Source organism: Candidatus Pelagibacter sp. Uisw_136, assembly GCF_047720275.1.
Classification (GTDB): domain Bacteria; phylum Pseudomonadota; class Alphaproteobacteria; order Pelagibacterales; family Pelagibacteraceae; genus Pelagibacter.
Genome location: NZ_CP159812.1, coordinates 785,728 through 799,708, shown reverse-complemented (window position 1 = coordinate 799,708; position 13,981 = coordinate 785,728). Strand labels below are relative to the sequence as shown.

Annotated in this window: 17 protein-coding genes; 11 read left to right on the top strand and 6 right to left on the bottom strand. The window is 31.0% G+C overall.

The genetic code is table 11. The annotated features are described in order from the left end of the window. Positions 1-88 precede the first annotated feature (88 nt). The 7 genes from ABXT53_RS04320 (at position 89) to ABXT53_RS04290 (ending at position 3,191) form a co-directional block, all read left to right on the top strand. Positions 89-436: a hypothetical protein gene (locus ABXT53_RS04320; RefSeq protein ID WP_415289829.1), complete on the top strand. Its 348-nt coding sequence runs from the start codon at positions 89-91 to the stop codon at positions 434-436. Positions 437-448: 12 nt separating this feature from the next. Continuing rightward, positions 449-655 (top strand): DUF1737 domain-containing protein, encoded by a 207-nt coding sequence (locus ABXT53_RS04315; RefSeq protein WP_415277772.1) that lies wholly within the window; start codon positions 449-451, stop codon positions 653-655. 510 nt (positions 656-1,165) lie between these two features. After that, a complete protein-coding gene (locus ABXT53_RS04310) occupies positions 1,166-1,381 on the top strand; it encodes a hypothetical protein (protein WP_415289828.1) in 216 nt (71 codons plus the stop codon). Between the two features lie 47 nt (positions 1,382-1,428). Next, entirely contained in the window at positions 1,429-1,581 is a 153-nt protein-coding gene (locus ABXT53_RS04305) for a hypothetical protein (protein ID WP_415277770.1), read from the top strand. 139 nt (positions 1,582-1,720) lie between these two features. Continuing rightward, positions 1,721-2,149, top strand: coding sequence for a CBS domain-containing protein (locus tag ABXT53_RS04300; protein ID WP_415289826.1), 429 nt, complete (start codon positions 1,721-1,723; stop codon positions 2,147-2,149). A gap of 154 nt (positions 2,150-2,303) precedes the next feature. Continuing rightward, on the top strand, positions 2,304-2,555 hold the full coding sequence (locus ABXT53_RS04295; RefSeq protein ID WP_415277766.1) for a hypothetical protein: 252 nt from the start codon (positions 2,304-2,306) through the stop codon (positions 2,553-2,555). A gap of 108 nt (positions 2,556-2,663) precedes the next feature. After that, positions 2,664-3,191: a hypothetical protein gene (locus tag ABXT53_RS04290; protein WP_415289825.1), complete on the top strand. Its 528-nt coding sequence runs from the start codon at positions 2,664-2,666 to the stop codon at positions 3,189-3,191. Between the two features lie 606 nt (positions 3,192-3,797). Here ABXT53_RS04290 and ABXT53_RS04285 read toward each other — a convergent pair. The 3 genes from ABXT53_RS04285 to ABXT53_RS04275 are packed head-to-tail and all read right to left on the bottom strand — an operon-like array spanning position 3,798 to position 6,696. Further along, the gene (locus tag ABXT53_RS04285; RefSeq protein WP_415289823.1) at positions 3,798-4,940 is read right to left on the bottom strand and encodes a glycine cleavage T C-terminal barrel domain-containing protein; all 1,143 of its coding nucleotides are present in this window, start codon (positions 4,938-4,940) and stop codon (positions 3,798-3,800) included. Positions 4,941-4,976: 36 nt separating this feature from the next. Continuing rightward, a complete protein-coding gene (locus ABXT53_RS04280) occupies positions 4,977-5,258 on the bottom strand; it encodes a hypothetical protein (protein WP_415289822.1) in 282 nt (93 codons plus the stop codon). After that, positions 5,242-6,696, bottom strand: a complete 1,455-nt coding sequence (locus ABXT53_RS04275; protein WP_415289820.1) for a phosphomannomutase/phosphoglucomutase — start codon at positions 6,694-6,696, stop codon at positions 5,242-5,244. Before ABXT53_RS04275 ends, ABXT53_RS04280 begins: the two co-directional genes overlap by 17 nt. A gap of 156 nt (positions 6,697-6,852) precedes the next feature. Between ABXT53_RS04275 and ABXT53_RS04270 the strand changes: the two genes are divergently transcribed. From ABXT53_RS04270 to ABXT53_RS04255, 4 genes are read left to right on the top strand one after another with little or no spacing between them, the layout of a single operon-like run. Next, positions 6,853-8,790, top strand: coding sequence for a ribonucleoside-diphosphate reductase subunit alpha (locus tag ABXT53_RS04270; protein WP_415289819.1), 1,938 nt, complete (start codon positions 6,853-6,855; stop codon positions 8,788-8,790). Positions 8,791-8,795: 5 nt separating this feature from the next. Beyond that, positions 8,796-9,809 (top strand): ribonucleotide-diphosphate reductase subunit beta, encoded by a 1,014-nt coding sequence (locus ABXT53_RS04265; RefSeq protein ID WP_415291307.1) that lies wholly within the window; start codon positions 8,796-8,798, stop codon positions 9,807-9,809. 5 nt (positions 9,810-9,814) lie between these two features. Then, a complete protein-coding gene (locus ABXT53_RS04260) occupies positions 9,815-9,973 on the top strand; it encodes a hypothetical protein (protein WP_415289817.1) in 159 nt (52 codons plus the stop codon). Next, a complete protein-coding gene (locus tag ABXT53_RS04255; RefSeq protein ID WP_415291306.1) occupies positions 9,937-10,428 on the top strand; it encodes an FkbM family methyltransferase in 492 nt (163 codons plus the stop codon). Before ABXT53_RS04260 ends, ABXT53_RS04255 begins: the two co-directional genes overlap by 37 nt. Here the strand turns inward: ABXT53_RS04255 and ABXT53_RS04250 are convergent, their stop codons facing one another. From ABXT53_RS04250 to ABXT53_RS04240, 3 genes are read right to left on the bottom strand one after another with little or no spacing between them, the layout of a single operon-like run. Then, complete coding sequence (locus tag ABXT53_RS04250) at positions 10,429-11,553, bottom strand: bifunctional 2-methylcitrate synthase/citrate synthase (RefSeq protein ID WP_415289815.1); 1,125 nt, start codon at positions 11,551-11,553, stop codon at positions 10,429-10,431. Continuing rightward, positions 11,553-12,449, bottom strand: coding sequence for a methylisocitrate lyase (gene prpB / locus ABXT53_RS04245; protein WP_415289814.1), 897 nt, complete (start codon positions 12,447-12,449; stop codon positions 11,553-11,555). The genes ABXT53_RS04250 and prpB overlap by 1 nt, the downstream gene beginning before the upstream one ends. Then, positions 12,449-13,951, bottom strand: coding sequence for an MmgE/PrpD family protein (locus ABXT53_RS04240; protein ID WP_415289813.1), 1,503 nt, complete (start codon positions 13,949-13,951; stop codon positions 12,449-12,451). Before ABXT53_RS04240 ends, prpB begins: the two co-directional genes overlap by 1 nt. Positions 13,952-13,981: the final 30 nt, after the last annotated feature.

Sequence of the window (13,981 nt, the reverse complement as noted above, 5' to 3'; positions counted from 1 at the left end):
AGCCACTCCTCAGGCTTCATTAATCCTGTTTAGTATTACCTCATTCCATCACCTAGACACCTGATTTAAGATTTAGTAGTATTCCTTTATGTATTGGTTAATCTTAATATCTTTTCTAAGTCTTCTTGTTATTAGCTTTGTTGCATCAAGACTTGGAAATAAACTTATAAAAAATAAAAAGAATAAAATCCATCTTTTGGATGTTTTATCCTCTTATATGGGTGGTTTTTTACTGGTAATAATTGTTTATCTTTTTGTTTCAGCCTCTAATGGTAAAGAAACATTTGATATTGGTATTGATTTTTTTAATGCTAATAGATGGAATTTTGCAAGTGGCATGGGTAATACAAGATCAATTTTAGATGAATTTGCCTTTGGTTTTGTTTTCACTTACATAATAATCTTTATTAGAAGACAATATAAAAAACAAAATTAAAAAGGAGAATAGATGAAAGGTTATAGATTTATTACAAACGATGACACTTCAGAATTTTGTCATCGTGTAACTGAGGCCATATCTAATGGATGGAAATTGTATGGTGAGCCCAAAATGACTTTTGATAAAAAAAGAGGGGTAATGCGTTGTGCTCAAGCTGTTATAAAAAATGCTCCTAAGAAAAAATATTCAAAAAAAATAAAGCTATCATCAGTATAGAAATAAATGAAAAAGTTTTATTCTTTTTATTTTTTATAAGATTACTTCAATAAAATTGAGACGGTTTAAAGTATTTTTTATACGGGAAAAAATATGGGAAGAAGGTTTGTTTAAATTTTCGAAATCATATGATCTTGGTAAACCATATTCAATAAATATATTTAACATAAAAGAAAATAAATGTTTTGAATAGGGTATTTGGAGAGGGTATGATTTAAACAATCAATAAAGGAGGTCGATTATGAGCCTATCACCACCTGAAATTTAGCTGGTTGTGACTAAATAATAAAAGACTAACTAAGATCAAGAAAACATAAATCCATTATTATGGATTTTGGCGTAGACCGCCACTTATAGGGGAACTCTTTTGGAGTTTACCGAAAGGGTGACCCCCTTAAAATTAGAAAATATAATTTTAAAATAATTATGTCTACTATGATTTTAAAAAGTCTTAACATTAATTTGCATTATAAATTTAGTAAAATTACGCAATATTTAGAGATTGTTTAATTGGAGTATCCAAAAGTTAAGAGAGATAATAAATTTATGGAGATTGTTCGAGGAATAAGATTTAAAAAATATTTAGAAGAAGAAGCTGAAAAAGAAAGAAATCAATTAGCAGAAAGTTCTGAGGAATCTAAAAGAAATAAAAAAGAACAAACTACATCAGAAAAACTCCAAGAGAAATTAGAACCATTATTACCTTGTCCAATGTCAGATGAATAAAATTAATATGATAAATTGTTTTATTCAGAGTGATTATGATCAAATAAATGAAAATAAAAGAAAAACACAAAGATCTTAAAAAAAAAGTAACTGTTGCTGAAAAACAAAGAAGCTCAAAAAGAGGACCTAAAAGTTGGTACGATTTAAAAACCTTAAAGAAGCTTAAATTAGCTATGAAAGATGAGCTGTCAAAAAAATAAGTGGGGTTATTCTATAATTCCTAGTTAGCAACAAGTTGATGGAGCAAAAATTAGAAGCTTGAACAAAATTAAAACCTATCTACGAGTAACATTTTTGTGCTAGGATCTTGATGACAATGAAATAAACATAAAATATAAAATGGCGAGAAAACTTGTTACACAACTTTCTAATAGAGAATGTTTTACATTAACTGAAAAAGATACACTAAAGACAGCAAGCAACAAACTTCAAACACATAACGTCGGCGTTATGCCAGTATTAAGTGAACACGATAAAAGTGTAATTGGAATTATTTCTGAGCGAGATCTTGCTCGATATATTTATAAAGATGAATTCAGCAGTGAATTACTGGTTACCAAAATAATGACTACAAATATAATATCTTGTAATCTAAACACTTCTGTTACAGAATTAATGGAAATAATCTCTAATCATAAAATTAGACATATCCCTATAATAGAAGAAAAAAAACTATTAGGCATTGTGTCTATTGGAGATGTGGTAAATCATATTATTGAACAGTATAAAGATGAAAATCAACATTTAAGAGATTTTATAAATAAATAATAAAATTTTAATAATAAAAGATATACTTCTTAGGCTACTTCAAAAAACATATTATCAATTTTAGTTGATTAACCCTCATTTCATCACTTAAATACCTGATTGGAGGTTGTGGCGTATAGGCTGCCATGTTATTGTTTTTTGATAAGGAGGTCATATGACCAATTTGTATAAAGTTAAAGTCGACGTAGTTGAAAAATCAATATCGTCTAGAGAAGAAATCATCAACGCAGAATCTGCTGATGACGCTAAGAAAAAGGTTATCAGTTATTGCAATGAGCAATTAGTTGATAACGACCGCCTTAAAGAAATAGTAGAGGTAAAAATCAGTACTGCAAAAGACGCTGTTACTGAAATCAAAAATAAAGATTTACCTAACGGCAGACCAGGAAACCCTGTCAGCTTGTAAAATCAATAACTGAGTAAATATGGTCTCGGTTTTGTAGCCGTGGCCATGTTGATTAATATTCACTAATCGTTAATTGAGTAAGGTCCTTAATCTGTGTATTGTCTATGAATGGCTAAAGTTGCAAAAGATAAGTGGGATAAGGTAATTGAACACTTAACACATTCAGACAGTGATCTTGAAAAAGTATTAAGCTTATTAAAGGGGTGTGACCAAGGGAATGCATCTAATTATGATGTTAATAGAGCGTCTTACTCGTTAAATATTATTGCGATAGTTACACAAAAGCAACTTGATCCAGAAAATAAAGATAAAACACTTACTCATATAATTAGACAGTGGGTTAAATCAAAAGACTTCATTCAATTTTATAATTTGATGAGAAAACAAGAAAATATTACTTGGGATAAGAGTAAACTTGAAGATTACACTAAACAATTAAAGGACCTTTGGTACAGTAAATCTCAATCTAAAAACAAAGAATATTTTAAAAAAATAGACGGATTTAATAAAACAGCTGGGGCAAATATTTTAGAAAAAGATAACAAAGAAGAGTTAAGACCGAAAGCTAAAATAATTGAGAAAACCTTTGATAAAATAAAGCAGAATGAAAGACGGTCTCGAACAAACTTTGCTTAATACAAACTAGATATAATGATGGATCAGATATTACCCTTTGTTTATATGCTAGGGATACTCTTATTAGTACTCCCAGCTTTTCTACAATCTAATTCTAAATTAAAACAATTCTTAACTAATCTTACTATTTGGATTGTCATTATCCTTATAATTCTAACGATTACTTATTTTCTTAAAAGTTAGGTGGGTAATCTCTGACCCTGTAAATAATCGCCAGCTTCCTGAATAATTTTCCAGAGTTTACTAGCGTTTTCTTTGTTCACAGCACCTTAAAACTTGATTTATCTCTAAATGTACTAGTTTGGGGACTAGTTTATTGCTTAAATTGGTGAGTCTTTAAGCGGTTAACTCATAACTATAAAAAATATAAACCGCTTAACTAGTGTGAAGTAGTGTGAGGTAGTGTGAGGTAGTGTGAGGTAGGGTGTACCACTAGCACCCCAAATAAAGGTCAACTACCAATTAATTTTTCAATAATAGTAATGTGTATTGCTAGAAATAGAGACGGTACATGAAGTTAACTGAGACTACCGTTAAGATAATAACCAGTAAGTATAGGGATATATAATCTTTTGGAGTTAACATTGTTTATAAATACTCTTATTGCTATGAACTTGCGAGCTTCTTTTTAGGATCATAGAAAGGTTTTTCAGCAACAGTTGCTTTAATGACTTTGTCATTGATTTTAACATCAAGTACCGTTCCAATCTCTGAATTATTAATTGTAACCATTGCAAGGGCTATGTTTTGTTTTAATCTCGGTGAGTAAACTGCAGAAGTAATTTTACCAACTTGTTCATTGTCTTTAGTGATTTCCCAAAAGGTAGTGTTTGGTCCAGTTAAAGGATCACAATCTAAGATAACTCCAACTTGCTTTCTTTTAATGCCATCAGTATTTATTTTTTGTAAGGCATCTTTACCAATAAAGTTTATATCGGTGTCAAGGTTAACTAACCTTCCTAGATTTAGTTCATAAGGGTTCGTGTTTATATCAGCATCAGCATGATAAGATAACATTCCACCTTCAATACGTCTAATCGATGATGTGTGACCTGGTTTTAATCCATGAGGTTTACCAGCTGCCATTATCTTTTCCCAAAGTTTGTCCCCCTTAGAGCCATCTCTTAAATATAATTCATAACCTAATTCACTTGACCAACCGGTACGAGACACTATTAAAGGAATGCCATCTAAATCTAATTCACGTAACCAATAATATTTAAGTTCATTAATACTTTCACCAAATAAAGCCTCCATAATTTTTCCAGAGTTAGGTCCTTGTAATTGAAGAGGGGAGACATCGGGTTCGATAATTTTAACATCAAGGTTTGAGTTTACTGCTACCCCTTGTGCCCATAATAAAATATCACTATCAGCAAGAGATAACCAATAATGGTTTTCTTTTAATCTTAATAAAACTGGATCATTTAAAATTCCACCTTCATTATTAACTATTAAAACATATTTACATTGACCAACTGAAAGTTTTGATAAATCTCTCGGTGTTAACAGTTGAATAAATTTTGTAGCATCTGGTCCTGTAATCTCTACTTGTCGTTCAACTCCAACGTCACATAAAATTGCTTTATTAACTAAATTCCAAAAGTTTTGTTCAGGAGATCCGAAGTCACGAGGAATGTACATATGATTATAAACTGAAAAACCAGTTGCACCCCATTTAACTGTTGAGTTAAAGTAAGGGGATTTTCTAATCTGCGTTCCAAAACCAAAGTTTTTCTTATCTTCCATTTTTAAAATCTATTAATTATTTATTTATTTGAAAAGCTATTTATTATTTTCGCACTCAATTGTCGCAAATGCAGTTAGTTGTTGAATTTCACCAGGCTCTTTACTGAACACCTCATCCATCTGTTCGTTGTTGAATTTTGCACTTAATTTATCAACTGTGCACTGACAGTATATTTTAGCACCATCTGTTCCAAGGTATTGCTTAGAGTTAGTGTAACAACCAATGTATAATTCTTTCTCATATTCAGGGCTTAGAGCGTGACTTTTAGAGGTAAAAAGGAGGATAAAGACTAGTAAATATTTATATTTTTTGATCATACTCGCCAACTTTGCCAGTTTTTTGTAAAAGATCATCAATGAAATCAAAGATCTTTTTCTTTCTTTCATTCGATGTTGGACTTTCGGTCACAATTACTAATGATGGTTTATTAGATGAGGCTCTAATTAATCCCCATGATCCATCTTTAAAAGAAAATCTGATACCATTAACAGTTAATACTTCACTTATCTCTTGGTCATCAATTTTAGTTTTATTATCTTTAATTTGATTTACTTGTTTAACTAAATCTTCAACCACTTGATATTTCTCTTCATCTTTACAAAAGGGTGCCATTGTTGGCGTTTGAAAAGTGCTAGGTAATTCTTTTATAATTTCATGCATAGATTTATTTTGATTATCTAATAGATGACACACATGAATTGCAGAATTTATTCCATCATCATAACCAAAACCTAAAGGTTGATTAAAGAAAAAGTGTCCACTTTTCTCAAATCCAGCTAAAGCTTTCTCAGTATTAACTTTTCTTTTAATATGAGAGTGACCTGTCTTCCAATAAATAGTTTCACAGTCATTGTCTTTTAAGACCTTATCAGTTGCGTACAACCCAGTTGATTTAACATCTACAATAAACTTAGAACCTTTATGAGTTTTAGATAAATTCCTTGCAATCAATAATCCAATTTTATCTGAGAATATTTCATCACCTGTATTATCAATTACACCAACTCTATCACCATCACCATCAAAACCAAAACCAATATCAGCGTTATTGTCTTTTACAGCTTTTGCTATTGCATGTAACATCTCTAAATCTTCAGGATTTGGATTGTATTTTGGAAAAGTCCAATCAAGATCACAATCTAATTCTATTACTTCACAACCAATACCTCTTAAAATTTCAGGTGCAAATATTCCAGCGGTACCATTACCACATGCAACAACTGCTTTAATTTTCTTTTTGATTTTATTTTTATTTATTAAATCATCTTTATAAATTTGTTGAAAACCTTCTATTTGTTTTTCACTACCTTCACCTTTAATAAAATTTTCATTTAAAGTAATTTCTTTTAATTCTTTCATCTCTTCAGGTGCATGGGTTAAACCTTTTTTGATACCCATCTTAACTCCAGTCCAACCATTTTCATTGTGACTAGCAGTAACCATTGCAACAGCATCAGCATCTAAATTAAATTGTGCAAAATATACAGTAGGGGATAGAGATAAACCTATGTCTTCAATATTACATCCTGTTGAAAGTAGCCCTTTTTTAAGTGCTGTTTTAATTTCTTCACTGTAAGATCTGTAATCATGACCTACGATTACTCTTGGATTCGTTTTTTTTGTATGTTTTATAATTTGAGTTCCTAAACCTTTACCTAGATTCTCTATTCCGAGTTGGTTTATGTCCTTCTCATACAACCACCTTGCGTCATACTCCCTGAAACCATATGGATCTATTTTTAAATTTGTTGTCATTGTTAACCTTTCTTACATTCATTTTATTTTTTTATTGATATTTTTTTTCAATGTTCTATAAACGTTCTGTTGAATAATGATTTATATGGTGTATCAATGCTTTCAGCATACAACATGTAGTTGTTTTGTAAAAAAAAACTTATAAAATATTAAAATATGAACAAAATACTATCACAGGCACTCAAGAAAGCTGTCTCCGAATATAGCCCTGATAATAGCGAACTTTCAAAAAATAAAGGACCAGATTTATTTTCACTTAGTAATGACACTGAACTTTTTCAAAATGAAAAAGGCATCATTATTAAAATTGACAGAACAAGAGATTCTAAATTAACAGATTTTGGCAGAGCAACTTTAAAAGATAGATACTTAGGAAATAACGAATCTTACCAAGATCTATTTGCCCGTGTTGCAAGTTCATACGCAGATGACAATTTACATGCACAACGAATTTATAACTACATTAGTAATTTATGGTTCATGCCAGCAACTCCAGTTTTATCAAATGGTGGAACTAAAAGAGGTTTACCAATTTCATGTTTTTTAAATGAAGCATCAGACAGCTTAAATGGAATACTTGATCTATGGAGTGAGAACGTTTGGTTAGCCGCTAAAGGTGGTGGGATTGGAAGTTACTGGGGTAACCTTAGGTCTATTGGAGAAAAAATTGGTAAAGTTGGTAAGACTTCAGGAATAATTCCTTTTATTAAAGTAATGGACTCGTTAACGATGGCAATTAGCCAAGGTTCATTAAGAAGAGGATCAGCTGCTTGTTATCTTCCAATTGATCATCCTGAAATTGAAGAATTTATTGAAATGAGAAGACCCACAGGTGGAGATCCAAATAGAAAAGCTTTGAACCTTCATCATGGTATTTTAGTATCAGATGCATTCATGAGAGCTGTTGAAACAGATGAGCAGTGGGCACTAAAAAGTCCTGCTGATGGAACTGTACAACAAACTATCTCTGCAAGAAATTTATGGATTAGATTATTAACTGCAAGAATTGAAACAGGTGAACCTTATATTATCTATATTGATACAGTTAACAGACAAATTCCTCAACACCATAAGTTAGCGGGATTAACTGTTAAAACTTCTAATCTTTGTAGTGAGATTACTTTACCTACTGGAATAGATAAAAATGGAAGAGATAGAACGGCTGTTTGTTGTCTATCATCTTTAAACTTAGAAAAGTATGATGAGTGGAAAGACGATAATGTTATGATTAATGATGTTATGAGATTTTTAGATAACGTATTAACAGATTTTATTGAAAGAGCTCCAGAGCAATTTGATGATGCAAAATATTCTGCAGAAAAAGAAAGAAGTGTTGGCCTAGGTGTTATGGGTTTCCATTCTTATTTACAGAAACACAGTATTCCACTCGAGTCTGTTATGAGTAAAGTTTGGAATAAAAAGATATTTAAACATATTCAAGAGCATGTAGATCAAGCCTCAAAAGATTTAGCTGATGAAAGAGGAGCTTGTCCAGATGCTGCTGATTATGGCTATAATGAAAGATTTTCAAATAAAACAGCTATTGCACCAACAGCTTCTATTTCTATTATCTGTGGTGGAGCATCCCCTGGAGTAGAGCCAGTTGCCGCTAACAGCTATACTCATAAAACACTTTCAGGCTCATTTAATGTTAGAAACAGATATTTAGTCGAACTATTAGAAAAACATGGGAAAAATAATGATGATGTTTGGTCTGGTATTACAACAAACCAAGGTTCTGTTTCTCATTTAGATTTTTTAACTGATTTAGAGAAAGATGTTTTTAAAACTGCTTTTGAGTTAGATCAAAAATGGATTATTGAATTAAGTGGAGATAGAACACCTTTTATATCTCAAGCTCAATCAATTAACTTATTTGTACCAGCAGATATTCATAAAAGAGAACTACACAAAATTCATTTTGATGCTTGGAAAAAAGGTTTAAAGAGCCTTTATTACTGTAGATCAAAATCAATTCAACGTGCGGAGAATGTTAATGATACTAAAGCAACCGATGTTACCGCAAATGTCTATAAGTCAAAACCACAAACAACTGAACAACCAGAATACGAGGAGTGCCTATCATGTCAGTAGAAAAAATGAATACTAAAATTATTCAACCACCAAAAGAGGAAATAGTTCAACCACAAAAAATGGGACTGTTAGTTGAAAACCCAGTTTACAAGCCCTTTAGATATCCATGGTGTTATGATGCATGGTTAACACAACAAAGAATTCACTGGTTACCAGAAGAAGTGCCACTTGGTGATGATGTTAGGGATTGGCAGAAAAATTTAACTCAGTCTGAAAAGAATTTATTAACACAAATTTTTAGATTTTTTACTCAAGCTGATGTTGAAGTGCAAAATTGTTATTTAAGACATTATACAACTGTATTCAAACCTACAGAAGTTTTGATGATGATGACTGCTTTTGCTTCAATGGAAACAGTTCACATAGCTGCTTACTCTCATTTACTCGACACTATTGGAATGCCTGAGTCAGAATATTCTGCATTCATGAAATATAAAGAGATGAAAGATAAATACGACTACATGCAAAATTTCGACATGAGTTCAAAAAAAGATATTGCATTAACAGTAGCTGTATTTAGTGCATTTACCGAGGGCTTACAATTATTTGCAAGTTTTGCAATCTTACTTAACTTCCCAAGACATAACAAGATGAAGGGAATGGGCAAAATTGTTACTTGGTCAGTAAGAGATGAAACGTTGCACTGTAACTCTATGATTAGATTGTTTAAAGAGTTCATTCATGAGAATCCAGAAATTTGGAATCCTGAATTAAAAAAAGAACTTTATAAAGCATGTAGAACAATCATTGAGCATGAAGACGCTTTTATTGATTTAGCTTTTGAAATGGGTCCTATGGAAGGTCTTACGGCAAAAGATGTAAAACTTTATATAAGATTTATTGCTAATAGAAGATTGTCTCAACTTGGATTAGACCCAATTTATGATGTGGAAAAAAATCCACTTACTTGGTTAGATTCTATGTTGAATGCAGTTGAACACATGAACTTCTTTGAAGGTCGTTCAACAGAGTATTCTAAAGCGTCAACTCAAGGTACTTGGACAGAAGCTTTTAGTTAATCTAAGTGCAAAAGTTTGGTTTAGTCGTTATTGGTGCACATTCTGGTGCTTGGTTAGCTACTTTATTTGAAAAGTATTTAAGTCAAAATATACTTTTAGTTGAACCTGTTCCTTATAATATTGATTTATTAAAAAAAATACTGCTAAATATAATAATATTATAATTGAGACTTCAGCGATATCTGAAAAAAATGAGATAAAGAAATTTTATTATGTCAAACCAGATGCGGTTAAAAAATTAGGTAAACACTGGGCTAGTGGCATCGGATCTTTTAATAAAGAGCACATACTAAATCATAAAAATAAGAGATTTTTAGTAAGTGACCCTGATATTGAAGGTGTTAATATTCAGTATTTAACCTTTTCTAATTTAATTGATAAATATTTAGTTAGCTCAATTGATCTCCTCCAAATTGATGTTGAGGGTGCAGAGTTTGAGATATTAAACTCAATTGATTTTAATAAAATTGAAATAAAGAAAATTATTTTTGAATTTAAACATTTTGATGGAACATTTAAAGATGGGGCTAAGCTTAAATTAATCAAAGAAAAACTAACTAGTTTTAATTACCAATTAAGAGAAATTGATAAAGAGAATATTTTAGCTGAAAAAAATTAACTATCTTTGATTTAATTGTATAACTTTTCTATGCTTGTTACCCTTATAACTTGCAAGTGGTCTAATTAATTTATTAGCTGCATGCTGCTCCATAATATGTGCCGACCATCCCGTAATTCTTGAAATTACAAATATAGGTGTAAAGAAGTCAGTGTCAAAACCCATCAAATGGTAAGTTGGACCTGTTGGGTAATCAACATTAGGATAAATATTTTTTTCTTTAATCATTACTTTTTCAACGATGTCGTAAATTTTTTCAAATGTTTTATCTTTTTTAATTATAGCAACTCTTTTAAAATATTCTCTCATTGTTGGAACTCTCGAGTCACCACTTTTATAAACTCTATGACCAAACCCCATTACTACATCTTTATTTTTCAAAGCTTTAGTAATCCATTTTAAAGCGTTCTCAGGTTTTTTAATTTTTTTCATCATGTGCATTACTTCTTCGTTAGCACCACCATGGAGAGGACCCTTTAGACTTGCAATAGCACCAGTAATTGCTCCATGAATGTCAGATAAGCTACTGGTAATAGTTCTTGCAGTAAAAGTTGATACGTTAAAACTATGTTCAGCGTATAAAATTAAAGAGACATCAAAGGCTTTAACAATTTCTTTATTAGGAACTTTTCCAAAGCACATATGGAAAAAGTTTTCCGAAAAACTAAACTTTTTCTTTGGTACTATAATTTTTTTCCCTTTTCTAAGTCTATAAAAAGCAGCTAATGTAGTGGGTGTTTTTGCAAAAATTCTAATTGCTTTTCTTAAATTTGCTTTTGGAGAATTGTCTTTAGTTTCCTTGTCTTCAAGACCCATTACACTAACAGCAGTTCTTGCAACATCCATTGGATGAGAATTTTTAGGTATTTTTTTTAAAATGCTTATTAAATTTTTTGATAAAGTTATTTCTTTAGATAATTCTTTTTTAAATTCTTTTAGCTGTTTTTTATTTGGTAATTCTTTATTTAAAATCAAGTAAGCAACTTCTTCAAAATCACACCTTGCACATAAATCTTGAGCTGCGTAACCTCTATAAGTTAGAGAGTTAATTTCAGGCATGACTTTTGAAATTTCAGTTTCATCAACAGTTATTCCCAGTAAACCTTTTTTTATATCATTAGCCATTATTCATGTCCTTCTGTACTAAAGTTATAAATTTTTTCATCTAACGAATTATATTTTTCATATTCAACTAACTCGTAAAGTCTTTTTCTAGTTTGCATTTTATCAATAATATTGTTCTGATGTCCATCCACAAATATGTCTCTAAGGCCATCTTCTACATTTTTCATGGCTAATCTTTGTGTGGTTACTGGATAAATTACAATATTATATCCAAAATTTTCCAATTCTTTGTAATTGAATAACTTAGATTTTCCAAATTCAGTCATATTAGCGAGCAAGTAACATGATAGTTCTTTTCTAACTTTTTCAAAATCTTTTTCATCTTGCAAAGCTTCTGGGAAGATAATTTCAGCCCCAGCATCAATATAAGCCTTACATCTATCAATCATTTTATCTATTCCTTCAACACCCTTAGCATCAGATCTTGCTATAATTTTGAAATTATCATCTTGTTTAGCAGCAACGCATTCTTTAATTTTTTTAACCATTGCTTCAGTTGAAATTAATTCTTTGTTATCTAAATGGCCACATCTTTTACGCTCTACTTGATCTTCTAAGTGAACAGCTGACACCCCAAACTCTTCAAAAGTTTTAATAGTTTCTTCACAAGATTTAAAACCAGTATCTATATCAACTATGGTAGGTAAACTTGTAACTCTAGATATTAAATAAGATCTAGTACTAACATCTTGAAGTGTTGTTAAACCTATATCTGGAAATCCTAAATCATTCGCCATAACTCCACCTGATACGTAAACAGCGTCATAACCAATTTCTTCAATTAGTTTTGCAGTTAGTGGATTATATGCACCTGGAACTCTTAAAATCTTATTTGATTTTAATTTACTGACAAAGTCAGCTCTTTTTTGACTAGGCTCTTTATCTACAAAATGCACTAAAAAATTCCTTGTTTTGTATTTTTCTTAATCTGACTTCTTTTAATCTGGATGTTTAGTTTGTTTAACTCCCCAGCTTTCAGGCTTTTAAGATTTTGTACAACTCTTAAGAAACGAGCACTTTCTCTCTTATCTAAAATACCATCCGTTAATGTTAAGAACTTGTTTATATAATTCTGTCTTCTAAATGGACGTGCTCCATAAGGGTGAGCATCTGCTCTATCTAATTGTTCTGTAATTTTTTTACCATTATTTAAAGTAACTACAACTTTAGCACCAAATGATTTATTCTTTGGATTAGGATCGTGATATTTTTTAGTCCATTTTTTATCTTCAAAAGTAGTAATAGATTTCCAAATTTTTATAGTACTTTTTCTATTAGCTCTTTGTTTGGTGTATGATTTAACGTGGTGCCAATCAGCATCCTCAAGTGCTACAGCAAAAATGTACATGATAGAGTGATCTAGTGTTTCTCTACTTGCATTAGGATCCATTTTTTGTGGATCATTTGCACCAGTACCTATTACGTAATGAGTGTGATGACTTGTATAAATATCGATTTTTTTTATTTGATTTAAATTAGGAATTTTTTTATTAAGCTTTTTAGCAATGTCTATCAGTGCTTGAGATTGATATTCTGCAGAATATTCTTTTGTATAAGTCTCTAGTATCGCTTTCTTAGCCTCATTTTTCTTTGGTAAAGGCACATTGTATAAAGCTTTCTTACCATCCAATATTCTAGCTATAACACTATCTTCACCTTCGTAAATTGGACTTGGAGCACCTTCACCACGCATTGCTCTATCAACTGCTTCTATAGCAAGTTTACCAGCATGAGCAGGGGCATAAGCTTTCCAGCTAGAGATTTCACCTTTTCTAGATTGTCTTGTAGAAACTGTAGTATGTAATGCCTGCTGAACTGCTTGATAAATTGTTTCAGTATTTAACTTTAACATTGTTCCCAAACCTGCCGCAACACTAGGGCCTAAGTGTGCAATGTGATCAATTTTATGTTTATGTAGGCAAATTCCTTTAACTAAATTAACTTGAACTTCATAACCTGTAATAATTCCTTTTAATAAATCTAAACCACTTTTTTTAGTTTGTTGAGCTACACTTAAAATAGGTGGAATATTATCTCCTGGATGACTGTAGTCTTCTGCTAAAAAAGTATCATGGAAATCAAGCTCTCTGACAGCCGTTCCATTTGACCAAGCAGCCCACTCACAATCAAATTTTAATTTTGAATCAATACCAAATAAATTTGCACCATTTTTTCTAGGATGTTTTAGTGCCATTTCTCTTGAAGAGATAACAGCTTTTCTGTTTAAAGAAGCAATAGCAACTGAAGCATTATCAATTATTCTATTAATAACCATTTCAATAGCTGCCTTATCTAATTTTGCATTATCGGAAGCTATTTCAGCAATCTTCCATGCTAATTGATTTTTTTTAGGTAAATGAATTTTTGATGGGTAAACTTTAACTCTATGTGAAATCATTAGGCTCCTTATTTATGCTGTCCTATTAAT

What these genes read in the sequence shown, in the direction of transcription:
- ABXT53_RS04315 (WP_415277772.1), top strand. Translation starts at nt 449, where the DNA reads ATGAAAGGTTATAGATTTATTACAAACGATGACACTTCAGAATTTTGT.
- ABXT53_RS04300 (WP_415289826.1), top strand. Translation starts at nt 1,721, where the DNA reads ATGGCGAGAAAACTTGTTACACAACTTTCTAATAGAGAATGTTTTACA.
- ABXT53_RS04305 (WP_415277770.1), top strand. Translation starts at nt 1,429, where the DNA reads ATGAAAATAAAAGAAAAACACAAAGATCTTAAAAAAAAAGTAACTGTT.
- ABXT53_RS04270 (WP_415289819.1), top strand. Translation starts at nt 6,853, where the DNA reads ATGAACAAAATACTATCACAGGCACTCAAGAAAGCTGTCTCCGAATAT.
- ABXT53_RS04280 (WP_415289822.1), bottom strand. Translation starts at nt 5,258, where the DNA reads ATGATCAAAAAATATAAATATTTACTAGTCTTTATCCTCCTTTTTACC.
- ABXT53_RS04320 (WP_415289829.1), top strand. Translation starts at nt 89, where the DNA reads ATGTATTGGTTAATCTTAATATCTTTTCTAAGTCTTCTTGTTATTAGC.
- ABXT53_RS04290 (WP_415289825.1), top strand. Translation starts at nt 2,664, where the DNA reads ATGGCTAAAGTTGCAAAAGATAAGTGGGATAAGGTAATTGAACACTTA.
- ABXT53_RS04250 (WP_415289815.1), bottom strand. Translation starts at nt 11,553, where the DNA reads ATGGCTAATGATATAAAAAAAGGTTTACTGGGAATAACTGTTGATGAA.
- ABXT53_RS04285 (WP_415289823.1), bottom strand. Translation starts at nt 4,940, where the DNA reads ATGGAAGATAAGAAAAACTTTGGTTTTGGAACGCAGATTAGAAAATCC.
- ABXT53_RS04240 (WP_415289813.1), bottom strand. Translation starts at nt 13,951, where the DNA reads ATGATTTCACATAGAGTTAAAGTTTACCCATCAAAAATTCATTTACCT.
- ABXT53_RS04295 (WP_415277766.1), top strand. Translation starts at nt 2,304, where the DNA reads ATGACCAATTTGTATAAAGTTAAAGTCGACGTAGTTGAAAAATCAATA.
- ABXT53_RS04275 (WP_415289820.1), bottom strand. Translation starts at nt 6,696, where the DNA reads ATGACAACAAATTTAAAAATAGATCCATATGGTTTCAGGGAGTATGAC.
- ABXT53_RS04265 (WP_415291307.1), top strand. Translation starts at nt 8,796, where the DNA reads ATGAATACTAAAATTATTCAACCACCAAAAGAGGAAATAGTTCAACCA.